The organism is Marinomonas sp. BSi20584, assembly GCF_002792415.1.
GTDB classification, from domain to species: Bacteria; Pseudomonadota; Gammaproteobacteria; order Pseudomonadales; family Marinomonadaceae; genus Marinomonas; species Marinomonas polaris.
Genome location: NZ_KZ454876.1, coordinates 39694 through 63978, shown reverse-complemented (window position 1 = coordinate 63978; position 24285 = coordinate 39694). Strand labels below are relative to the sequence as shown.

The 24285-nt window shown below is 43.2% G+C and carries 16 protein-coding genes; 12 read left to right on the top strand and 4 right to left on the bottom strand.

The window, feature by feature from the left end; all coding sequences use genetic code 11:
- Positions 1–17: 17 nt before the first annotated feature.
- Complete coding sequence (locus TY87_RS09105; RefSeq protein ID WP_072840265.1) at positions 18–1211, bottom strand: FAD-dependent monooxygenase; 1194 nt, start codon at positions 1209–1211, stop codon at positions 18–20.
- Between the two features lie 332 nt (positions 1212–1543).
- Here TY87_RS09105 and TY87_RS09100 point away from each other — a divergent pair, with 332 nt between their 5' ends.
- From TY87_RS09100 to TY87_RS09065, 8 genes are all read left to right on the top strand, one after another.
- Positions 1544–2998: a circularly permuted type 2 ATP-grasp protein gene (locus tag TY87_RS09100; protein WP_072840264.1), complete on the top strand. Its 1455-nt coding sequence runs from the start codon at positions 1544–1546 to the stop codon at positions 2996–2998.
- A 2-nt stretch (positions 2999–3000) separates the two neighbouring features.
- Positions 3001–3945: an alpha-E domain-containing protein gene (locus TY87_RS09095; protein ID WP_072840263.1), complete on the top strand. Its 945-nt coding sequence runs from the start codon at positions 3001–3003 to the stop codon at positions 3943–3945.
- Positions 3942–7301, top strand: coding sequence for a transglutaminase family protein (locus TY87_RS09090; protein WP_100186841.1), 3360 nt, complete (start codon positions 3942–3944; stop codon positions 7299–7301). The genes TY87_RS09095 and TY87_RS09090 overlap by 4 nt, the downstream gene beginning before the upstream one ends.
- 28 nt (positions 7302–7329) lie before the next feature.
- Complete coding sequence (locus TY87_RS09085; protein WP_084122443.1) at positions 7330–9909, top strand: circularly permuted type 2 ATP-grasp protein; 2580 nt, start codon at positions 7330–7332, stop codon at positions 9907–9909.
- Positions 9906–10787, top strand: coding sequence for a transglutaminase family protein (locus tag TY87_RS09080; RefSeq protein ID WP_100186840.1), 882 nt, complete (start codon positions 9906–9908; stop codon positions 10785–10787). The genes TY87_RS09085 and TY87_RS09080 overlap by 4 nt, the downstream gene beginning before the upstream one ends.
- A 235-nt stretch (positions 10788–11022) precedes the next feature.
- The gene (locus TY87_RS09075; protein ID WP_100186839.1) at positions 11023–12381 is read left to right on the top strand and encodes a DEAD/DEAH box helicase; all 1359 of its coding nucleotides are present in this window, start codon (positions 11023–11025) and stop codon (positions 12379–12381) included.
- Positions 12382–12488: 107 nt separating this feature from the next.
- Positions 12489–12902, top strand: coding sequence for a hypothetical protein (locus TY87_RS09070; protein ID WP_100186838.1), 414 nt, complete (start codon positions 12489–12491; stop codon positions 12900–12902).
- Between the two features lie 94 nt (positions 12903–12996).
- Positions 12997–13401: a hypothetical protein gene (locus tag TY87_RS09065; protein ID WP_100186837.1), complete on the top strand. Its 405-nt coding sequence runs from the start codon at positions 12997–12999 to the stop codon at positions 13399–13401.
- A gap of 50 nt (positions 13402–13451) precedes the next feature.
- On the opposite strand, the gene TY87_RS09060 is transcribed toward TY87_RS09065, so the two are convergent.
- Both TY87_RS09060 and TY87_RS09055 read right to left on the bottom strand, forming a co-directional pair.
- Positions 13452–15443, bottom strand: coding sequence for a methyl-accepting chemotaxis protein (locus tag TY87_RS09060; protein ID WP_100186836.1), 1992 nt, complete (start codon positions 15441–15443; stop codon positions 13452–13454).
- A 200-nt stretch (positions 15444–15643) separates the two neighbouring features.
- A complete protein-coding gene (locus TY87_RS09055) occupies positions 15644–17035 on the bottom strand; it encodes an L-cystine transporter (protein ID WP_100186835.1) in 1392 nt (463 codons plus the stop codon).
- Positions 17036–17346: 311 nt separating this feature from the next.
- Here TY87_RS09055 and TY87_RS09050 point away from each other — a divergent pair, with 311 nt between their 5' ends.
- The 4 genes from TY87_RS09050 to modC all read left to right on the top strand — a co-directional run bounded on the left by TY87_RS09050 (position 17347) and on the right by modC (position 23271).
- Positions 17347–20559: an HD domain-containing phosphohydrolase gene (locus tag TY87_RS09050; protein ID WP_198432066.1), complete on the top strand. Its 3213-nt coding sequence runs from the start codon at positions 17347–17349 to the stop codon at positions 20557–20559.
- 118 nt (positions 20560–20677) lie between these two features.
- Entirely contained in the window at positions 20678–21436 is a 759-nt protein-coding gene (gene modA / locus TY87_RS09045; protein WP_100186833.1) for a molybdate ABC transporter substrate-binding protein, read from the top strand.
- 9 nt (positions 21437–21445) lie between these two features.
- Positions 21446–22129 (top strand): molybdate ABC transporter permease subunit, encoded by a 684-nt coding sequence (modB, locus tag TY87_RS09040; protein ID WP_012068696.1) that lies wholly within the window; start codon positions 21446–21448, stop codon positions 22127–22129.
- Positions 22130–22131: 2 nt separating this feature from the next.
- Entirely contained in the window at positions 22132–23271 is a 1140-nt protein-coding gene (modC, locus tag TY87_RS09035) for a molybdenum ABC transporter ATP-binding protein (RefSeq protein ID WP_100186832.1), read from the top strand.
- 46 nt (positions 23272–23317) lie between these two features.
- Here the strand turns inward: modC and TY87_RS09030 are convergent, their stop codons facing one another.
- Positions 23318–24130, bottom strand: coding sequence for a TOBE domain-containing protein (locus TY87_RS09030; RefSeq protein WP_100186831.1), 813 nt, complete (start codon positions 24128–24130; stop codon positions 23318–23320).
- Between the last annotated feature and the right edge of the window lie 155 nt (positions 24131–24285).

The window sequence follows — 24285 nt, the reverse complement described above, 5'->3', positions numbered from 1 at the left end:
AATACCCATGTCAATGCTCAATTCTTAGTCACATCATGGCCATACACTGCATCTAATTTAGACTGGATAACACTAGGAGCAAAGCGCCCAGCAGCTTGAAGTGCTTTTAATTTCATTCTGCCGAACACACCACCGTGCATGTGATATAAGCCAGCATTGGCTTTCGACATTTGCTGAATTTTAGTAGCACGAGGTTTACGCACTTGCTCATATTTAAGCAAAGCATCACTCAAGGCATAATTAGACAAACACTTAGCTAAAATATATCCGTCTTCAATCGCCATCGCGGCACCTTGCGCCATGAAAGGCAACATGGGATGACAAGCATCACCCAACAAAACCACTCGACCTTTGTGCCAGGTAGGCAGTTCATCGCGGCCATTTAACGCCCATAAAAACGTACTGCTCGCAGACTTGATTAACTCACTAACTTCAGGGTGCCAATCTGCAAAAGCGCGCTTTAACTCTTCGACATCACCCTCTTCACGCCATGACTCAGACCGCCAATCGCTGCGCTCTTCCACAGCTACGAAGTTCACGTAGTCGCCACCACGCAAATAATAACTCACGAAATGCCGACCAGGACCAGCCCAAACACACGCATCAGGTTTAACATCAACAGTCAGATCACTGACAGGAATAACGCCACGCCAAGCAACTTGCCCCATAAAGATTGGGCATTCTTGTCCTAGCATTTGCTCACGTACTTTTGAGCGAATGCCATCTGCACCGATCAATAAATCCGCGCAAAACTCTCGGCCATCTTCGAGCAATAAACAGACTTGCTTGAGCTCAGTATTTTCACGATAGCCAATCACCACCGCATTTAGCACCAATTCGACACCCGCCTTTGCACAGGCTGCAGCTAAAACCTGATGCAAATCCGCACGATGCAGATGCCAATAAGGCGCACCATAACGCGCTTCAGCTTGCTTACCTAAAGGCGATTTGAGGTAGTATTCGCCGGTTTTATAATCTCGAATAGCAGCATGTTGAGGTTTAAAAACAAACTGACTTAATTCAGATTCTAAACCTAGCTGTCGCAATACTTTTAAAGCATTAGGGCTTATTTGCAGGCCTGCGCCAACTTCACCAAGGCTCGCAGCTTGCTCACACACTACCACTCGAACACCTTGCTTAGCCAACGCTAGCGCAGCGCACAAACCGCCAATACCTGCACCAGCAATCACAACACAATTAACTTGCCCCACTCATCTTTCCTCTTTGTTAGCGATGCTTTTGCAATAATTAAAGGCGCCATAGTAGCGAATTCCGGCCTAAATAAAACCGACCTATGTCACTTATCATGGAACAAAAAATGTAAAAAAACTTTTCAAATACTATGGCTCGATCCTTGCTTTATTCTCTAAGTAGTGCGAAAACACTATGCATAGCCTAGTAAATCAAGGTAATGATATGGCTAGGTTCCACCTTACAAAGTAAAGAAGTCTCCCCAATGTGGGGCGGATGCACAAAAAAAGCCCACAAATGTGTGCAAGTTTAAGGCACCCACCTCCGGCTTGATAAAGAGAACGAGGTATACATGGAAAAACTAACGAGCCATTATCAGTCATCTGATTTTTTTGACGAGTTAATAGATGACAAAGGCGCCCCAAGATCTCCGGCAAAACAACTCTTGGGATATTTGGACAGTCTTTCAGAAGACGAACTAGAAAAGAGGCGCCTCACCGCAGAAGCAACGATACAAGAAATGGGCATCAGCTTCACGGTCTACACAGAGGAAGGCAATATAGACAGAGCATGGCCCTTCGATATTGTCCCTAGAACCATAGAAGCCTCAGACTGGAAAATAGCTGAAGCAGGATTAAAACAACGTCTAACCGCTCTTAACCTTTTCATCAACGATCTCTACCACGACCAAAACGTCATCAAAGACGGCATCATCCCAGAACATATCATCAAAGATTCCAAAAATTTTAGACCAGAATGCGTTGGCGTATCACCAGCCTACGGCGTATGGGCGCATATTTGTGGTACCGATCTAGTACGAGATGAAAATGGCGACTTCTTTGTTTTAGAAGATAACTTACGCGTACCTTCTGGTGTGTCTTACATGTTGGAAAACCGCGCCATTACTAAGCGAGTTCTTCCAGAACTGTTTGAAAACGAATCAATCTTACCAATCGATTCTTACACCTCGCAATTGTTTGACACCTTGGCCTCTTTGTCGCCAAGAGATATAGAAAACCCTGAGATCGTAGTGTTAACACCGGGTATTTATAACTCCGCCTATTTTGAACACGCCTTCTTGGCGCAACAAATGGGTGCTGAACTAGTTGAAGGCAGCGATCTATTTGTCGACAACGACGACTGCGTTTACATGAAAACTATTGATGGTCCAGAGCGCGTAGATGTAATCTATCGTCGCATTGACGATTTATTCATCGACCCAGAAGCGTTTGATCCTGAATCAGTCCTAGGTGTTGCTGGTCTAATGCGCGCATGGCGAGCAGGTAATGTCGCACTAGCAAATGCGCCGGGTGCAGGTGTTGCCGATGACAAAGTGGTTTACGCTTATGTCCCAGACATCATTCGTTATTACTTGAACGAAGAGCCGATCCTTAACAACGTCGAAACCTTCTTGTGCGATGACCCAGAGCAACGCGCCTACGTACTCGCCAACCTAGACAAACTGGTTGTTAAACCGGCCAACGAATCTGGCGGTTACGGTATGCTAGTCGGGCCTCATTCAACGAAGAAAGAACAAGCACTGTTTGCCGAGTTAATTACTAAAAATCCGCGTAATTACATTGCTCAACCAACGTTGAAATTATCCACCGCACCAACGCTTATATCCAAAGGTGTCTTAGAACCTCGTCACCTAGACCTTCGTCCATTTATCTTGCAAGCTAAGGAAACCTACGTCACCACTGGCGGCCTAACTCGCGTTGCCATGAAAAAAGGTTCCTTGGTCGTTAATTCGTCACAAGGTGGTGGTAGTAAAGACACTTGGATTGTTGAAACAAAGGGGCAGTAACCATGTTATCTAGAGTCGCAGAACGCTTATATTGGAGCGCACGGTATTTGGAACGCGTTGAAAACACAGCCCGCTTGGTCAGTGTTTATGACGACCTATTATTCGACCTTCCAAAAAACATCGAAGTATCTTGGTATAACTTAATCGAGATACTAAGTGGCGAAGAAATTTTCGAACAACGTTATAAAGTAAAAGACGAACGTAACGTAGTGAAGTTTCTTTTAGCCGATGACACAAACTCAAGCTCTATGCTGTCATCATTAAAAATGGTGCGGGAAAATATCCGGACCACTCGTGATGCGGTTCCTAAAGAAACATGGGAACTAATAAATGAACTAGATCTATACGCACAACAGAATATCAAGCAAGGGATTAACCGTTCAGAACGACATCTTTTCTTGAATACTATTATTGAAGGCTGCCAAAAAATCATCGGCCTCTTTGCTGGTGCAATGAGCCGTGATTCAGGCTGGCATTTCCTCATTATGGGACGTTATTTAGAACGTGCTGATATGGGAACACGTATTCTTGATGCGGCCGTGTCTTTAATGTTGAAATCTGAGCCAGAAGCAAGAATTCAACTTGGACAAGTGACTTGGTCAAAAGTATTAAAGTCTCAAAGTGCGTATTTGGATTATCGCCGCACCGTTAGAACGTCTATCAACGGAGCAAAGGCTACTACATTCTTGATGAATGACCTTTGTTTCCCACGATCTCTAGCTTACTGCCTAGGTCAAATAGGTGAAGCGGCGACAAAATTACCACGCGCCGGTTTAATTACCGCTAAGGTAGATAAACTTTTAGAATTTGATTACCCAATCAATAGTTCAGAAGATTTGGATGAAGACTTTCACAACCATCTCAATGATATACAGATTGCCATTATCGAAATAAATCACCAGATCACCGAAAACTGGTTTCATTTTCGGCAAGGAGACGCTGCATGACCATTAGAGTCGCAATACAGCACAAGACCACTTACGAGTTTGACCGTTTTATTAACGTAGCTCCTCACGTTTTAAGACTGCAACCGGCTGCGCACTCACGCACAAAAATTCATGCTTACTCGCTTAAAGTTTTGCCTGAAACGCATTTTATCAATGTGCAACAAGATCCGTTTGGAAATTTCCAAACTCGCTTAGTGTTTCCCGAAAAGACCAATAAGCTAGAGTTTTACGTGGAAGTTATCGCCGATATGACGGTAATCAACCCATTCGATTTCTTCGTTGAAAGCTACGCGGAAGAATATCCATTTGCCTACGATAAAGCGCTTAAGAAAGAGCTCGATCCTTACTTACAAGTAACTGAATCTTGCCCGTTATTGGACAAATGGCTATCTACGGTTGATCGTAAAAATACGCCGATTAACGATTTTCTCGTGGCGATCAATAGTCGCTTAGCAGCGGATATTGGTTACGGAATTCGTTTAGAGCCAGGCGTTCAGACTTGCGAAGAAACCCTGACCCTGAAAAAAGGTTCTTGTCGTGATACATCATGGTTACTGGTTCAAATACTACGTAGCCTTGGTCTAGCAGCACGTTTCGCGTCTGGTTATCTAGTACAACTAACGTCTGACGTGAAAGCGCTCGACGGCCCATCAGGCCCAGAAGAAGATTTCACCGACCTACACGCATGGTGTGAAGTATTTTTACCTGGCGCAGGCTGGGTTGGATTAGATCCAACTTCAGGCCTATTCGCCGGCGAAGGTCACATCCCTCTAGCTTGTACACCAGAGCCGGCTTCAGCAGCACCGATTACTGGCTTTGTTGACGAATGTGAATGTGAGTTTAGCTACAGCAATATTGTAACTCGTATCCATGAAGATCCGCGTGTGACAAAACCCTATGCAGAAGGCGAATGGGACACCATCAAAGCCTTAGGTTTTGCGGTTGACAAACAGCTTGAAGACGGCGACGTTCGTCTAACAATGGGTGGTGAGCCAACGTTTGTCTCCATCGACGACATGGATTCAGAGCAGTGGAATACCGGCGCATTGGGCGCAGAAAAGCTTAAACTAGCCAAAGACTTGCTGATTAAAATGAAGCAAGAATTCGGCGCTAACGGCCTACTTCATTATGGCCAAGGCAAATGGTATCCGGGCGAAGAAGTACCGCGCTGGGCACTGGGTTGTTTCTGGCGCACCGACGGCGAAGCGTTATGGAATGATCCGAAATATTTAGCGCGCGTAGACAAAGACTACAAACACACCATTAAAGATGCCCAAGCTTTTGGCGAATTATTGTGTGAAAAACTAGCATTGGATAAGCAATATCTACAAAGCACCTACGAAGACACTCTGTATTATTTATGGATGGAGCAATCGCTTCCTGCGGATGCCGATCCAACCAAAGCCGATTTAAAAGACGATTTAGAACGCCGTCGTCTAGCAAAACTGCTTAGCCGTGGTTTAAGCACCACAACTGGCTTCGTTTTGCCGTTAGAATTCGATACGGTAAACAATCGTTGGAATAGCTCCCTTTGGCCAATGCGCAGTGACGTTATTACCTTGATTCCGGGCGACAGCCCAATGGGTTATCGTTTGCCACTGAATTCTTTACCAGCGCAAGCCGAAGAAGATCGTATTCCCGAGCGTGATCCGTTTGATCCTCGCCAACCTTTGGCGAACAAAAAAGACAACGCGGTATTAGAAAGCGTTGCCAAGCAGCATTTCGCTAAAAAACCAGCAGCACCTGCCCTAGCGCCAGAAAAAACGTTGAAAAACGTGATTCGCACTACCTTGTGTATCGAACCACGTGATGGCCGCTTGCATGTATTCATGCCGCCTATGACGCATCTTGAGCATTTTGTGAATGTTCTTGAGCATCTTGAAGCGGTTGCGAAAACCCTTGATAAACCTATCGTTGTCGAAGGTTACGAGCCACCAAAAGATCCGCGCTTGCAGAAATTCCTAATCACGCCAGATCCAGGTGTTATCGAGGTGAACATTCACCCTGCGGCAAGCTGGAAAGAATTGGTTCACAATACCGAAACTCTATATCACCAAGCCTACCTTTCTCGTCTAGGCGCAGAAAAATTCATGCTTGATGGTCGCCATACCGGCACAGGTGGTGGTAATCACGTAACGCTTGGAGGCCGTACACCAGCAGACAGTCCGCTGTTACGTCGCCCTGAGTTACTACAAAGTTTAGTAACCTTCTGGCAGCATCATCCAGGTTTATCTTATCTTTTCTCTGGCATGTTTATTGGCCCAACTAGCCAAGCACCACGTCCAGACGAAGGTCGCGACGAAGCCCTATATGAAATGGAAATCGCTTTCCAAAACATGCCGTCTGGTTTTGTTGAAGAACCTTGGTTAGTCGACCGCTTGATGCGTAACTTGCTAGTCGATATCACAGGTAACACGCATCGTTCTGAATTCTGTATTGATAAGCTTTACGCAGCTGGCAGCGCCAGCGGTAGACAAGGTTTATTGGAATTCCGTGGTTTTGAAATGCCACCGCATCCGCACATGTCTCTCGTGCAAATGCTGTTGTTGCGCTGCTTAGTTGCACGCTTCTGGAAAGAACCGTACAAAAAGCCTTTGGTTCGTTGGGGCACCAGCTTGCATGACAAATTCATGCTGCCACATTTTGTTTGGCAGGACGTTAAAGAAGTGGTCGAAGATCTTCAGCGCCATGGTTTCCCATTCAAACTAGAATGGTTAGCACCATTTGAAGAGTTCCGTTTCCCTCATTATGGTCGTCAAAAAATCGATGACATGGAAATTGAACTTCGTTGGGCAATTGAGCCTTGGCATGTTCTAGGTGAAGAAATCACCGGATCGGGTACTGCTCGCTACGTAGATTCTTCCGTCGAACGTTTGCAGGTAAAACTATCTGGCTTAACCGATGGACGTTATGTGCTTAGCTGTAATGGCCGTCGCGTGCCGATTCGTTCTACAGGTCGCAAAGGCGAATACGTTGGCGCGATTCGCTACAAAGCTTGGGCGCCACCATCTGCCTTGCACCCAACACTAGGGACAGATACGCCACTAATATTTGATTTAATCGATACATGGAACGGCTTATCTGTGGGCGGTTGTACTTATCATGTGTCTCACCCAGGTGGACGTACGTATGACAATGTACCAGTCAATAGCAATGAAGCGGAAGCTCGCCGTGTGAACCGTTTCTGGGATCACGGCTTCACTCAAGGCACGCTATCTCCACCGCCAGCCTTCAGTGCATTGCGCTCTTTTTACCCGAATGGAGACGAGCCTCGTGCAATGTCACCACCAGCTGAAGAGCCAATGAATGAATATCCGCATACATTAGACCTAAGGAAGCAGTATAATGTTCTCTAATAATTAATTTTTTAGGCTCAAGCACATTATGCAACTTCAAACAGGTACTTTTATAACGTCGGTGATAGATGAGAAACCGACGTTATCTTCCGCCTATGATAAACCGATAAATGCTTATGATGAGGCCTTCACGGAAGATCGCCAACCGCGCGCACATTGGGAAGCACTGCTGCGTAACATAAGCAATCTTTCAGACGAGGAAATGCTCGACCGACAACGTCGTGCTCAGCGTATCCTTCGTGAAGACGGAGCTACCTATAATTTAACCAGCGACCCACTCACGCCAAGTGTTTGGTCGCTGGATCTTATTCCCAATATTATTCCGACCGATGAATGGCTTGAGATAGAGCAAGGTTTAGCTCAGCGCTCAAACTTATTCGATCTGATCTTAAAAGACCTCTATGGTCCGCAAGAACTGCTGAAAAACGGCATTATTCCTTCTGAGATTATTTTTAGCCATCCAGGATTTTTACGTCAATGCCACGGTGTTATGGTTCCCGGTGCTCATCAATTACTGCACCATGCGGTGGATCTAGTACGTGACCATGCGGGTCAATTCCAAGTCATTGGCGATCGTACCCAAGCTCCAAATGGCGCGGGCTACGCATTAGAAAACCGTACCGTGGTATCGCGTGTTATTCCGAACAGTTTCCGCGACAGTCAAGTGCGTCGTCTTGCAGGATTTTTCCAATCCTTCAAAAATATGCTGACGTCTCTTGCCAGTCAATGGACAGATACGCCACGTATCGTCATGCTGTCTCCTGGTGCTTATAGTAGCACCTATTTCGAACAAGCCTACTTATCAAACTATCTTGGTTTTCCATTAGTTCAAGGCAGCGATTTAACCGTACGTAATGGCGCGGTATGGATGAAATCTTTAAATGGCTTGGCACGTGTCGATGTTATTTTACGTCGTGTCGATGACGCCTACTGCGATCAAGCCGAACTAAGAGCCGACTCTTTCCTAGGAGTTCCAGGTTTATTAGAAGTAGTACGAGCAGGTAACGTCGTGCTTGCTAACCCATTAGGTAGCGGCATTTTAGAAGCGCCAGCATTAGTTAAATTTTTGCCTGCCATCAGTGAATTTTTGACAGGTAAACAACTAACTTTACCTTCTGTAGCAACCTGGTGGTGTGGTGATAAAGACGACTTAAATTATGTTATCGCCAATCTTAGTAACCTGATTATCAAGCCTGCGATTCGTAGCCATAGCAGCAACAGTATTTATGGTCACACGCTAAGCGAAAAGCAAAAACTTAATACCATAGAAAAAATCAAAAAAGCCCCGCATCTATATGCTGCGCAAAGTTATGTTCCAGGCTCTATGTCGCCTATTTGGTTAAATGGAAAAATACAAGCTAGGCCAAGCCTATTACGAGCTTTCACCGTTGCTAACCCAACCGGCTACACCGTCATGCCTGGCGGTTTATCTCGTGCTGGCGAATCGACAAAAGATTCCATTGTCACCAATATGTCTAGCTCAAAAAGTAAAGACACTTGGATCATCGCCGCAGAGCCAGAAGCGCAAAGTAACTTAATTACTGATCAAGTTTTATTACAAGACGAAGCCTTACAAGCTAATTTACCAAGCCGAGTGGTAGAAAACTTATTTTGGATGGGGCGTTATGCTGAACGTGCAGAAATCAGTATGCGCTTGCTACGTACCATTTTTAAACAGATGAATGGTATTGACCCATTACCAGAAGAAAGCCGCCGTATGTTACTTGAAATGGCGTCTACGCAAACTGGCTGCTTGCCCGGCTTTATGGAAGCAGACGAAAAGCTCCTCGCCAACCCAGAAGCTGAACTCGTTTCTATCATAACTGATGGCAGCCGAGCGGGATCCGTCAAAGCTAACCTGCAAGCCATGTTAAGTTGTGGCGAGCAAGTGAAAGAAATGCTTTCTGCCGATACTCGTATCATCATCAATGAGCTGCGTGACCATATTCATGAGCTAGATCGTGCTTATACCAATGGTTTACCTTCTGCACCGGAAGAATCGTTAGACAGTCTTGTTACCTCTTTGTTGGCGCTGTCCGGTTTGAACCATGAAAGCATGTTACGCGGACTCGACTGGACGTTTCAAGAAATTGGCCGTCGTACCGAACGTGCATTGCAAACAGCAACCTTGTTACGCTCTGCGCTCACTACGCCACTATCATCTGGACCGCAACAGCAAATTCTAGAATCCGTTTTATTAAGCGTAGAAGCACTTATTTCCTTCCGTCGCCGCTATCGTAATCGTGCTCGCGTTGCTTATGGATTGGATCTATTGATGATTGATGGTACTAATCCACGCTCTTTACTTTATCAAGTAGAGCAACTGCGTAAATACATCAGAGAACTGCCCAGAAATGAGACAACAACAGCTGGCCTAAGCCCTGAAAATAAAATCATTTTAAAATCGCTAAATGATATTCAGCTTGCCGATTTGGAAGAGCTTGCCAAAATTGATCCAGATAGCCAAAGCCGTCTAAAACTAGAGCAACTCATGACCGAGTTTTTAGCTCAACTTGAGCAATTCACCGTTCTCATTAGCGATAAGTATTTTGACCATACCGCTGGCCCGCAGTCTTTGACTGAAGCCATCAGAGGAACAAATGTATGAGGTACCGCGTTCGCCATATAACGGAATACACTTATGGAGCGCCAGTGAGCTTATGTTACAACATGGCTCACCTCCTACCGCGAGATACGCGCAATCAGCGCTGCTTGAATCAGAAAATACAAATCAATCCGCCACCAGTTTATCAAAACGATGGCGAAGATTATTTCGGTAATCAGACGTTTTATTTTTCGATTCAAGAAGCCCATAAAAAATTGGTGATTGATGTCACCACTGACTTTGAAATTTCACCATTGAATGTACTTCAATGGCAAATACAAAGCACGCTCACTTGTGGTCAATTACGCGCGCAACTAAGTAATCCAAATACACCTGAACTGCGCATGGCAAAAGAATATCTACTGGATTCTCCGCAAATACGTTGTTCAGAAGATTTAAAGGCCTATGCTCTAAGCACTTTTACAGATGACAAACCTGTCTTACAGGCAGCATTGGCTTTCACTCATAAGATCTTCACTGAATTCAAATTCGACCCAGCTAGTACAACCGTTGCGACGCCACTTGAGCAAGTACTAAAACAGCGCAGCGGTGTATGTCAGGATTTCGCTCATTTAGCCATTGGCTGTTTGCGTTCGGTTGGCATTCCAGCTCGTTATATGAGTGGCTACCTAGAAACCTTGCCCCCACCAGGACAAGAAAAATTGGTTGGTGCGGATGCCTCCCACGCATGGTTCGCGGTGTTTATCCCTGAATTAGGTTGGGTAGAATTTGATCCAACCAATGACCTAATGCCAAGCGATCAGCATATCGTCACTGCATGGGGTCGAGATTATGCTGACGTGACACCACTTCAAGGCGTTATTTTTGAAGGTGGCGGCTCTCAGCAACTTGCCGTTTCGGTAGATGTAAAACGAGTCTAACCAAATAGCTTGGTAAGATACGAATAAGTCTTTGCTCGACATAGTTTGCTCGACACAGTAAGTCGATGCAAAGACGCTTTTACTGCGCTTTTTATTACAACCTCGGCCAGTACAATTATCATCCAAAAGCCATACTACATAGCATGTAGAGCCGATATAAGGTAAGCTTCGCGAAATTCTTGCATAACCTGACCTTTCAGCTTAGCACCTGCCTTTATAAAACATGAGAACATCTATGAGTTTCAACAAACTTGGGCTTTCTGCCCCCATCTTAAAAGCCATTGAAGATCAAGGCTATACTGAGCCGTCTGCAATTCAAGCTCAGGCAATACCAGCCATTCTTGAAGGCCAAGATGTGATGGCCGCAGCCCAAACAGGGACAGGCAAAACAGCCGGTTTTACCTTACCCTTGCTTGAAATTCTAAGTAAAGGCGAAAACGCACAAAGCAATCAAGTTCGCGCTTTAGTATTAACACCAACTCGTGAATTAGCAGCGCAAGTCGCTGAAAGCGTCAAAAATTACGGTCAGCATCTGTCTCTTAAATCGACAGTAGTATTCGGCGGCGTTAAAATCAATCCTCAAATGATGGCACTACGTCGCGGCGCGGATATTTTGATCGCAACGCCTGGTCGCATGATGGATTTATACAACCAAAAAGCAGTACGTTTCGACAAGCTAGAAATCCTAGTGTTAGACGAAGCAGACCGCATGCTGGACATGGGCTTTATCCATGACATCAAAAAAATCCTAGCCATTCTGCCGAAGAAACGTCAGAACTTATTGTTCTCTGCGACCTTTTCACCAGAAATTCGCCAGTTAGCAAAAGGCTTGGTAAACAACCCAATCGAGATTTCCGTTACGCCACGTAATGCGACAGCGGTCTCTGTGGAACAGTGGTTGCACCCAGTCGACAAGAAACGCAAAACTGAGTTGTTAATTCAACTTATCGCTGCCGGTCGTTGGGATCAGGCATTGGTCTTTTCTCGCACTAAACACGGCGCAAACAAGATCACTAAACAATTAGAAGACGCTGGCATTCGTGCTAGCGCCATTCACGGCAACAAAAGCCAAGGCGCACGTACTCGCGCCCTATCAGACTTTAAAGAAGGCCGTATTCGCATTCTTGTCGCGACAGACATCGCGGCGCGTGGACTGGACATCGAACAACTACCTCACGTAGTCAACTTTGACCTACCAGATGTAGCAGAAGATTACGTTCACCGTATCGGCCGTACTGGTCGTGCTGGCGCAACAGGCAAAGCCATTTCATTGGTAGCTGCCGACGAACTAGATCAATTACGAGCGATTGAGCGTTTGACTCAGAAGCTAATTGAACGTCGTTACGAAGATGATTTCATGCCAACACACATGTTGCCTGATACCACATTAGATACACGTCCAATCAAGCCTAACAAGCCAAAAAGACCGCGTGAACAAACCAATGCTCCAAGACAAGGTAATGGCGCGAAACAAGGCAATGCGCCTAAGTCTGGCAATCGTCGCCCTAGTGCACCAAAAGCAGAAATGACACCAGGCCAAGGTCTTCGAAGCAAGCCTTTAGCACCAGCGCGTCGTAATCGTAAACCAGATTAATTCTCATCATCTAATCTGCTAGAATAAATAAAGCCACAGTGAGACTATCTCACTGTGGCTTTTTTGAAAAAATAATAAACGAAATTCACCAACATCAAGGACGTGTTATGGGAATAGTAATCCTCCCTCTTTTTTTATTTTGGGTAATCTGCTTTCTTTTCTCGCTTCGAATCGGCTATGTCTTATTGAAAGAAGAGAAGCTGTTTGTCTACAAGATACTACCAACTATAGCCGCCATTCTTCTCGCCATTATGTATATGAAGCACTCTATCAATCAGTTTGAAGGTAGTGAGTCACTCTGGGCATTTGAAATAATATTTTTCTTCTTGTTTAACCTTGATGCTGCACTCTTATACCTAGCTGCGTTTTTAACCTACTTCCTCATCAAGAAACGCATTAAAAACCCATCAATTAAGTCCCTAATTTTCATTATCGCGTTATCTATTTCATTAGGAACACTGCTTGGCTCATTTAGTAGTGAGAGCTTTATGGAAAAACATAATATTGAACAAACTTATTGAATTTAAATAAGCATATATAGAAGCAGAACAACACCGAAAAATATAAATGAAATTAATATAGGTAAAAACCTATAAACTAAAAAAGGATAAAGTAATGGGATTGATTTTAGGGCCAATTTTGATTTTTTGGATTATTGCAGCTGGATTTTCCATTTATATGGGAAATACTTTATTAGAGGATGGTCAATCATTTATAGCCTATTGGATTGTGGTTATAACAACATTGGTTTATGTTTTGCTGAATTTAGTCATTCGATTTGGCAATAAAAAAGAGTTGTGGGCATTTGAGATTCCCTTCTTTTTCGTAACCAACAAAGTTAGCTTGTTTCTATATGGACTGTCGCTTTGCCTTTACATTTTAAGAGGAGCTCCGCCAGACCAAGAATACGCCAACGGGTTGATCTTCATCATAAACGCTACCGTTACGTTTAGCGCGATTATAGGCACATTTAGTAATGATGTTTTCATGAAGACCTTCGAAATAAAGCGCACTCATTAGGTCTAAAAGCAGATCAAGCTCTTATCATGAAAGCTTGATCTGTTATGTAGCTAACTCAATTTATACGAGCTGATCTCTTTCAGCACATTTTCAAAACGTTGTTTGGCTTGACCAGATCCTTCATCAGTTTTATTGACCAAATCCAGAATTCGCTCTGAACGCTCGCTGACATTTTGAATGTTACGGTTAATCTCTTCAGATACTTGTGATTGCTCTTCTGATGCTGTAGCAACTCGCTCTATAGTCTGAGTAAGTAACTCAATAGCATCAAATAAGCCTTGCATCATGGTGACATTTTCACCGACCACACTAGACGTTTGTGTTGCCATGCTGGAACATTTATCCATGGATTGTAGGGCACTCTTACCAGAACCCACCAAGGCTTCAATCATAGAACGAATCTCTTCAGTCGAATTTTGTGTACGCTGAGCAAGCGTTCTCACTTCATCGGCAACTACAGCGAAGCCTCGTCCTTGTTCACCAGCACGAGCTGCTTCTATCGCAGCATTCAGTGCCAATAGATTTGTTTGCTCTGCAATGGATTCAATGGTTTGCAAGATAGTACTGATTTGCTCTGTATGACCAGTAACCGACTGCACCGCTTTATATCCGCCATCCACTTCTGAAGATAAATTGGCGATGGACTGTAGAATAGTCTGCATCCGCGCTGAACCTTGAGTACTTTGCTCTCGAATATTGTCCGTCGCTTCTGCTGACGATTGCATATCTTGAGAAATAGTATTACTCGTTAAAGACATCTCTTCTACTGCTGACGCCATAAGGTCGGTTTGATTAAACTGATCTTTGGTTTCTTGCAATGCATTTCTCGAATAGCCACTCAGCACGTTCATACTTTCTTTGGATTCAGACGCCATATCGACCATCAAATGAAAAGATTCACTCAAATGGTCTAAATGGACGTTTAAGTACTGAATAATCTCGCCAAGCTCATCTTTTGATGTATTTTCAATTCTTCCGACCAAGTTACGATCAGAAGACACATTTGATAACGCTTGGCTAATACGTTCAACGCGCTTAGAAAGAGATCGAGTAAGGGAAAATGCCAACCAAATAACAGGAGTAATTAATAGAATAAAACCGATAACTAACCCATTTCGATAAAGCTCACTGCGGGAAGTCAACGAAGCGCTAAGGATATTAATTTCGGAACTGATTTTGTCGGCAACGCCTTTTATCAAGCCTATTTTGGCTGTAGCAAGCTCAAACCAGTCAGCAGGGCCACTCACGGATGAAACATCTTTTGTCGCTAAAAAAGCATCAGTAGCTTGGGTAACTGCCTGCCATTTCTCGTTTTTCATGGCAGCATTCAGTAACGCTTCTTCTTTATCTGACGCAGTCACAATAAAATGCTCTAACTGATGATGCTCGTCTTCTATAAAGGCCGCGATCTGTGACTGACGCATAAAATTAGTCGATTTAGCGGCATACACGCCATTTAAAGCACCACGATACTGGCCTGCGCGCTCTTTCATCCACAATAAACTTAAACGGGCCTCAAGTGCCTTGGCGATTTCTCGATTACTAATATCTAGAATGACGCGTTGAATCGAATTTAACGCTTGGCGATTCACCTCAGAATAAAAATCAAAAGCGCCATTATCAGCAGCCAAAGCATCTACTTTTTGTCGAACTTTATTTTTGTCCTGCAACATTGTTAAAACAGGAGTTCGTAAACGATCCAAACGTTCAGAAGTAAGCACCTCGAAAGCTCTATCATCTATATTTTTAAGCGCCGCTTCTGCATTATCGGCTACTTTACGCTGCGCCAACAAAGCGTCCTTGCCGCTGCTACCCTTACTACCAAGGAAACCAGCACTTAAACCACGTTCAACCGCAAAGTTATGCGCTACGCCATCTAAAATGGTCGACAACTTCACCATATCTTCGGCAATACGTCCCTCATGAACACGTACATTTAAATCTTTAACTAAAAACGCCACAATAATAATGGCAAACAGAGATGGTAAAATGCCAACAATGGCTACCGATTGAGATATTTTGAGATTGGAAAATAAGGACACGAGCCTCTCCTTGTCGTTGTTATTAAGCAAGCTTAGATCAAATCATGCACTTTGCATGCCCAGAACTTAATTTTTAAATTATCCAAATTTCGCTACTTTCCTTTTAACCTCCTCGCTTTTCATTCTTGGTTTATTTAATAAGTCACAAAAAAACCACCCGGAGGTGGTTTCTATAAATAAGATGTTGTTACGCTTTGCTATTAACTATTTTTCAGCTCAGCTTCTGGCGCTTCATCTTGTTCAAACACACTCGAATCAGTATGACCAAGCCACTTCGAGGTAATACTACCAGCCGTCATCGCACCATTTACGTTCACAGCAGTGCGCCCCATATCGATCAAAGGTTCGATAGAAATCAACAAGCCAGCTAATGCAACAGGCATATCTAAAGCAGACAATACAATTAAAGCCGCAAATGTCGCGCCACCACCGATGCCCGCAATACCAAATGAACTAATGGTTACGATAGCAATAAGTGAAATAATGAAGCTTGGATCTAATGGATTAATGCCTACCGTTGGTGCAATCATCACAGCCAACATCGCAGGATATAAACCAGCACAGCCATTTTGCCCCATCGTCGCACCAAAAGAAGCAGAGAAATTGGATTCACCTTCACCGTTACCTAGACGTTTAACCTGAGTATCGATATTCAACGGAATCGTTCCCGCACTAGAGCGAGAAGTAAAAGCAAACAACAATACAGGTAGAACTTTCTTAAAGTAGCGAAGCGGTGAAATGCCATTAAATGCCAACAAACATAAATGCATGACTAAAATAAGCGCCAACCCCACATAAGACGCCACAACAAAGTTAAGCAAAGTCAAAATATCGGAAACATTTGATCCCGCAACAACCTTGGTCATCAACGCAAGAATACCGTATGGCGTAAGGCTTAACACCATACGAACTAAGGTTCTAACGATAGATTGAGCTACATCAACAAAATGCTCAAAACTTGCACCTAACTTTGGTTCAGCACGAGCAACCGTTACGCCAGCTACACCAACAAAAGCTGCAAAAATAACCACAGCAATAGTTGAAGTTGGACGACTACCCGTTAGATCGGCAAAAGGGTTGCCAGGGAAGAAAGAGGTAATCATGTCAGCAAACGATACACTTGCTAGTCCATCAAGGCGTGTTTCCAATGCTGCACCACGCGCCATTTCGCGAGCACCCTGCACAATACCATCCGCAGACAAACCAAATAAGTTGCTAACGAAAACACCGATCAAAGCAGAAACAGCCGTCGTCGCCAATAATATGCCAATAATGCCACCAGACATCTTGCCCAAAGAGCCCGTGTCTTTCACCTTAATAATAGCGCCAATAATAGACACTAAAATCAATGGCATTATGATCATCTTCAGCAAACTAATATAACCATAACCAACGATATTTACGTACTCTAATGTCTCGTTAGCTTCAGCGCTGCCAACACCATAGATAAATTGCAATGCAGCACCAAAGGCAACACCTAAACCCAAACCAGTGAATACCTGAGTGGATAATGTCTTTTTCGCTTTTTGCAGTTTGAACAGCAATGCGATCAACAAAGCGAAAACTGCTAAGTTAATAATGGAATACAACATGGAGAGAAAACCTTAAAAAATAAATCATAGAACACCGACCCCTTACTCATCTAAACATCAATAAATAAGGTAAATCGATAAGTTGCCGCCATGTTAACAAAATGCTGACTAAATGGATAAGAAGGAAATATGATTAACTTATATAAGAAAAATGTATAAGGATGAAACTTGAGCGCATTACAAAATACTCAAAAATCACAAATCGTCACACATATTAATTTGCACAAATGAACGAATTCGGTTTGTATTAGAGAAAGTAGAAACGCCCCACCCAAACTCGGCATTCAAAACTTATTACAAGGACGTGAATGGTGACTAGCAAAAAACGGATATTCAAACGATTATCTATCAGAATTCTAGTCGCAAACATGTTCCTTCTGGCTATTGTTATTACAGCCTCTGTTGCCATTTCACTGCAGTACAGTGCCAGTAAAAGAATGGCCGTCAGCCATATGTTATCTAGCATGAATTTACTTTCTGACCATATGAGCGACAGCGTTTATAGCCTAGAGAATGATGCAAAACAGACTGTCAGCTTACTTGCAGAATTAATCAACAGTGATCTATCTGATGCGAGTATCGAACGTAAAAGCAGTTTATTTGCTCAGTTCTTAAAAAAACGTCCCGAGCTATACAGCCTTTACATTGGTGACAAACAAGAACATTTTTTTCAGCTCATCAACCTAGATTCAGCCAAAGATATAAGACAACGAATGGGTGCTCAGCCAGATGATCGTTGGGCTGTTGTCGAAGTCTCAGGCAGTAATGAAAGACGTCTACGACAAACCTACTTTTACACCTCTACTTTTCACCTTAATCACCAGCAAACGGAAAACAGCAATTTCTACCCAACTGAACGACCATGGTTCGCAGCTTCAGCACAAAATGATATCTATAAAACCCCGCCTTACCTTTTTCAGCATCTACAAATATCCGGGCAAACCTACGCTCAACGAATACGTAATACAGACCAGGTAATTGGCTTAGATATTCTCTTATCGTCTTTATCTGATCAACTGTCTCTATCTTCATCAAAACTAATTAATGGGCAAGAACAAGCTTTTTTGTTTAGCCAAAATGGAGAAATTATTGCCTCGAACATTAATAGCACCCACTCTGTTATCACACCTGAAATACAACCAATACTATTAAGTCAGCAACAAAAAGAAGCCATCACCAATCTAGGTCGCCTTAAAGTATCTAATCAGAATGATTGGCGCCCTTTTGACTTCAGCGAGTCAGGAGTACCAAAAGGCTACTTTATCGAGTTGATGCAAATGATTAGCGCTATGACAGGTCTTAAGTTTGACTACATAAATGGCTTCAGCCGTGAACAACTTGTCCAAAAATACAAAGATGATGGGATTGATATTTTACTGTCTGTACAAAAAGCTCAAAACACAGATATTGAAGGATTATACAGCGTTCCATTGCGAGATATTCCGTATGCCATTGTAACAAAAAATATCACGCAAGAACCAAAGTCCTTAAGTGACTTAAATGGAAAAACCGTCGGCTTTTTAGGCCGCTGGTCAGTCCTACCAATGCTCAAAACACACTTTCCAAACATAAAATGGCAAGAGTCCATCACCGAACGAGATCTCATTTCACGCCTACAATCCGGACAATATGACGCCATTATAGGTGCATCTCCTGTCCTAAAATCGACAATAAGCATAATGGAAGCTGAAGGCTTACAAGTGTACGATGAATTAGTAGAAATCAACAATATCGTACCTAGTCACTTTTATCTGGTAACAAAAGAAAAGCAAAAATTTGCGCTCGATTTAATCAATCAGGCATTAAGTCAAATTACACCTGCTCAACGAGATGCTCTAGATGTTGCTTGGCTACAGCAGAATACCCAGTATATGCAAGATCATCTTGATATTCCCTTTAAAAAATTAATCAAAACTGCTGATGATCCAAACGCTAAACAGCCTCTGATTATCAAAAAAAATGACGGTACCCGCTACTATATTTTTATCAAAAATATAGGTAATGACATATTCACCAAACAATACTTTACCGCTGTCATAACAGAGAAAATGCTTTTCCAACAAGCAACTAAAGAGGCTTTTCATTCAGCATTATTAAGCGCCTTAGTGATGGTGATCCTATTACCGATTATCTGGCTTTTCAGTACGCCGATAGTCCGTCCCATTCGACAATTACAGCGAGTAACAGAGAAAATCAAACTACGCCAATTTGACGATGTAGCATTTGTAGATTCCAATATCAAAGAAATCTGGCAACTGTCCAACTCCTTTGTTTCAATGTCACAAGATATTAAACAGCACGAAGCCAGCCAAAAAGGATTTATGGAGGCATTAATTCGTCTAATCGCAACGGCTATAGATGACAAGTCGGCACATACTGGCGGTCATTGCTATCGGGTTCCTGAACTTGGATTGATGCTTTCTGACGCCTTAGAAAAAGCCGAAGAAGGCCCTTATAAAGCGTTCAAATTCGCCAATGACAATGAACGACTAGAGTTCCGCATTGCCGCTTGGTTACACGACTGCGGCAAAATCACCATGCCAGAACACATCATAGACAAAGGCTCAAAGCTCGAATGCACTTACAATCGCATTCATGAAATTCGCACACGTTTCGAAGTCTTATGGCGTGATGCAGAAATAGATTACTTACATAAAGTACATATTGAAAAGCAAGATCCTACCATCGCCTTAACGGTATGGGAGGAACGCCAAACAATACTTCAAGAAGAATTCGCTATAGTTGCCAAAGCAAACGTCGGCAGTGAATTAATGAGCGAAAAAGACAGACAGAAAATAAAAGAAATTGGCGCGCAAGAATGGATACGTCATTTTAGTAATCGCTTAGGCTTATCCCCTGCAGAAGAAATGATGCTCGCCAAACAAGCTCAAGCAGGCAATCTAGAAAGTGAACAGCTTGGCCAACAAGCAGTGATAGAAACCTTGCTGTCCGATAAACTAGAACACATTATCCCACGACTTAAAAATATCAACTATCCACCTTCCTTGGGTATAAAAATGACCATACCAAAACATCAATATAACCAAGGTGAAATCTACAACTTAACGATAAAAAAAGGCACGCTTACTAAAGAAGATAGATTTAAAATCAATGAACACATCATCAGCACCATTACTATGCTGGAGAGCTTGCCATTCCCGCCTGAACTGAGCCGAGTACCTCATTACGCTTCCACTCATCATGAAAGAATGGACGGCCAAGGTTACCCACGAAAGCTCAATGCAGAACAACTCAGCCTTCCTGATAGAGTCCTCATGATCGCCGATGTATTCGAAGCTCTAACAGCCTCAGATCGACCTTATAAAAAAGCCAAACCAATAAGCGTCGCTATCGACATCATGTTTAACATGTGCCAAGAGGGACACCTCGATTTACAGCTATTTCGCTTCTTTTTAGAAAGTGATACCTACTTAAAATACGCCGAGAAATTCTTACCAAAAGACCAGATCGATACCGTTAATATCAAACCTTACTTAGAAAACTTACCTAAAAAACGCACCTAGAAGACTTACCTAAAGATAGGCTAAAAACATCCCCCTCTTGCGCAGATTCGTTATATAACGCAATATATAACGAATCTATATAAATCCTATTTTCAGACAATTCTATAAGGATAAATTCATGCGGTCATTCACCTCACTAAGCATCATGCTATTAAGTTTCTTGGTGCTTAATTCCTCAACTTACGCAGAAGAAATCCATGCTGCGGTAGCATCAAACTTCACGGCCCCTATGAAAGACATAGCCAAACAGTACGAAGAAGATTCGGGTAACAAAGTCATTCTATCTTTTGGTTCCTCAGGTAAATTCTTCGCCCAAATTCAAAACGGCGCTCCGTTTCAGGTATTTCTATCGGCTGATGAAAACAAACCTGATGCCTTAGAAAAAGCAGGATTAATCGTTACAGGTACTCGTTTCACCTATGCTATTGGTGCCCTAGCATTATGGTCAGCTAAGCCTGATTTTATCGATAACAATGATGCTCGTTTAAAAAGCGGTGATTTTAATAAATTAGCATTAGCCAACCCAAAACTTGCGCCCTATGGCGTTGCTGCAACAGAAGTATTAGAGGAGTTAGGACTAACAGAATCAACTAAATCAAAATGGGTAATGGGCGAAAACATTTCACAAACCTATCAGTTTGCCAGTACAGGCAATACAGACTTAGGATTCGTTGCACTGTCACAAATCATGAGTGAAGGGCGAATTGCAAAAGGCTCAAGTTGGATCATTCCCACTGATCAATACAGCCCTATACGCCAAGATGCCGTATTATTAAAAAGCGCAGAAAATAGCACTGCAGCAAAAGAACTACTTGACTACCTACGTAGTGACAAAGCTCGTAGCATCATTCATTCATACGGTTATAAAACGGAATAACACCACAGCATGCTTTCTGCGTCAGACCTAGAAGCCATTTGGCTAACCTTTAAAGTAGCGACAACTGTTACTGTTATTTTACTGCTCATTGGAACCCCAATCGCATGGTGGTTGGCACGTACCCGCTCTCGCCTAAAAGGCCCAGTCGGTGCCATAGTCGCGTTGCCACTAGTTTTGCCTCCCACTGTGCTGGGGTTTTATCTTTTGATAGCAATGGGACCCAATGGCTTTATTGGACAACTAACTCAAGAATTGGGGATAGGAACACTACCTTTTACTTTTTGGGGTCTGATAGTCGCATCAGTGTTTTATTCTCTGCCCTTTGTCGTACAACCCATACAAAACGCCATTGAAGCAATTGGAGAACGACCATTAGAAGTAGCAGCCACTTTACGAGCTGGCAGCTGGGATCGCTTTTTCACTATTGTCTTACCATTAGCAAAGCCCGGTTTTATTACTGCGGCGATTTTGGGTTTTACGCATACTGTCGGTGAATTTGGGGTTGTCTTAATGATTGGCGGCAATATTCCCGGACAGACTCGCGTTGTATCAGTGCAAATCTACGATCATGTTGAAGCACTGGAATATGACCAAGCCCATAAACTTGCCGCTATCATGGTGATTTTTTCATTTTTAGTGTTGCTCGGTCTGTATAGCTTTCAACGAAAAAATACACTATGGGGAGCGAAGTGAGCATGCCAACAAACAACACCACAACAGAGAATACAGAAAGCATAGAAACTACCGAAAAAGGCCTGTATGCCAAATTCCACCTACAACACTCAAATACAAAATCATCAGGTTTTGCTTTAAATGTCGACCTTACTCTTCCGGAAAGTGGCGTGACAGCTATTTTTGGACAATCCGGTTCAGGGAAAACCACCCTACTACGCTGCATCGCAGGACTAGAGCGAGCACAACAAGGGCACTTCATAATGAAAGGGGAGATATGGCAAAACGATACTATTTTCCTACCGACTCATAAACGGCCATTAGGCTATGTGTTTCAAGAATCTAGCCTCTTTACCCATCTAACCGCAAAAGGCAATTTAGATTACGCCATAAAACGCAGTGGCATTCCTCTGCCAGCCAACTTATATGAACAAGTCATTGACTTAATGGGCATCGAATCTGTACTGGCGCATAATTCACAGCAACTTTCAGGTGGTGAAAAACAACGTGTTGCCATCGCCCGAGCCTTACTGATTCAACCCAAAATATTACTCATGGATGAACCCTTAGCATCGCTAGATAATTCAAGAAAACAAGAAATTCTGCCCTACCTAGAAAAGCTTCGTACTACCCTCAAAACCCCCATCTTATATGTCAGCCATTCCGTAGAAGAAGTCATGCGCCTAGCGGATCATGTGGTGCTGATGCAAGACGGCAAAGTGGCCACTCAAGGCTATATAGAGGAGGTTTTTTCGCAGCTTAAATCACCACTGCTGGTGAATAATGACACTGGCGTCATCTGGCAAGGCAAGATTATTGAACAAGACGATAAGTGGCACTTATCAAAAGTATCTTGCGCAGGTAGCGACTTATGGATTCGTAACAACGGCGACACTCTAGAACAGAATGTTCGAGTAAGAATACTCGCCACTGACGTAAGTTTAACGCTCACTTATCATGAAGATTCCAGCATATTGAATCGACTACCAGTAAAAGTCCTCGAAATTGTTGCAGACAAGGACCCAGCCATGGCGTTAGTACGATTACAAACAGAGCAAAATACGCTTATAGCAAGATTGACCTACCGATCCGTTGAGCACCTAACCTTAACAGAAGGAAAAGTACTCTGGGCTCAAATTAAAAGTGTGGCTCTTGTAAGGTAATCACATAAACAGAAAAGAGATAAAGAGACTCAGAAGAGAAGAGAATCTATTCGTCTCTGAGTAATATCACGCTTGGAGCCTTAAATAACGCACAAGCTTTATTACCCACTTCTAGCGCTAATTCCGTGGCACTGATGTTGGTAATAATCGCGGACACAGACTTTCCCCCCCCAATATCTAACGTCACGTCCGTATTAACTACACCTGGTAACAAACGCGAGATCGTACCAACCAGCTTGTTTCGAGCACTGGTGACAACACCTGTATCAGTACTCAAAATCACTGAAGAAGCCTTGATCAAAGCCACTACGTCACGGCCTTTATTCAGCGCAAGTAGCTCAACACTTTCCTGAGTAATCATCGCAATTATCGATTGATTAGTACCGATATCCAACTCAACCTCAGCATTTACAGCACCAAGAGTAATATTACTAACCGTACCTCGAAATTGATTTCTTGCACTCGTTTTCATACTCTCACTCTTCATAAAACTCGCCACATCATTCAAGGTATGCAGCTTATCACCTAAACGCTCAATGAATTTTTGATGCTCTTCCTGCAAAGCTTGAAAGCCCGAAATAACCCGATGGCCCAACTCGGTTAACAAAGTTCCGCCGCCGTGCGCGCCGCCGGTAGAACGAACCACCAAAGGCTGAGCCGACATATTATTCATCGCATCAATACGATCCCAAGCGGTTTTATAACTGATCCCCACCTGCTTTGCCGCCTTAGAAATCGAACCACACTCATCAATAGCCGCCAACAACTCAATTTGCGCAGATGCAAAAGATTTATGCTGCTCGGTTAACAGGAAAACCTCCCCCTTCAATCCAGCCAACGCTGTTTTCTTATCTGTCATAAAAACCTGTTTGCTAATTGCATCTATAATCTTACTAACCAGTTTATATTAAAGACAATTTTAATACCCATGGTATTAAAAAACATCATCAGATAAACCAACGAGAAGAAGTAACAAACTTAATATCGAGAGAGTAATCATGACATATCAGGATG

Excerpts from the sequence above, each read along its gene's own strand:
- modC (WP_100186832.1), top strand. The coding sequence starts at position 22,132 with ATGCCAACAAACAACACCACAACAGAGAATACAGAAAGCATAGAAACT.
- TY87_RS09100 (WP_072840264.1), top strand. The coding sequence starts at position 1,544 with ATGGAAAAACTAACGAGCCATTATCAGTCATCTGATTTTTTTGACGAG.
- TY87_RS09075 (WP_100186839.1), top strand. The coding sequence starts at position 11,023 with ATGAGTTTCAACAAACTTGGGCTTTCTGCCCCCATCTTAAAAGCCATT.
- TY87_RS09065 (WP_100186837.1), top strand. The coding sequence starts at position 12,997 with ATGGGATTGATTTTAGGGCCAATTTTGATTTTTTGGATTATTGCAGCT.
- TY87_RS09080 (WP_100186840.1), top strand. The coding sequence starts at position 9,906 with ATGAGGTACCGCGTTCGCCATATAACGGAATACACTTATGGAGCGCCA.
- TY87_RS09055 (WP_100186835.1), bottom strand. The coding sequence starts at position 17,035 with ATGTTGTATTCCATTATTAACTTAGCAGTTTTCGCTTTGTTGATCGCA.
- TY87_RS09070 (WP_100186838.1), top strand. The coding sequence starts at position 12,489 with ATGGGAATAGTAATCCTCCCTCTTTTTTTATTTTGGGTAATCTGCTTT.
- TY87_RS09090 (WP_100186841.1), top strand. The coding sequence starts at position 3,942 with ATGACCATTAGAGTCGCAATACAGCACAAGACCACTTACGAGTTTGAC.
- modB (WP_012068696.1), top strand. The coding sequence starts at position 21,446 with ATGCTTTCTGCGTCAGACCTAGAAGCCATTTGGCTAACCTTTAAAGTA.
- TY87_RS09030 (WP_100186831.1), bottom strand. The coding sequence starts at position 24,130 with ATGACAGATAAGAAAACAGCGTTGGCTGGATTGAAGGGGGAGGTTTTC.
- TY87_RS09085 (WP_084122443.1), top strand. The coding sequence starts at position 7,330 with ATGCAACTTCAAACAGGTACTTTTATAACGTCGGTGATAGATGAGAAA.
- TY87_RS09095 (WP_072840263.1), top strand. The coding sequence starts at position 3,001 with ATGTTATCTAGAGTCGCAGAACGCTTATATTGGAGCGCACGGTATTTG.
- modA (WP_100186833.1), top strand. The coding sequence starts at position 20,678 with ATGCGGTCATTCACCTCACTAAGCATCATGCTATTAAGTTTCTTGGTG.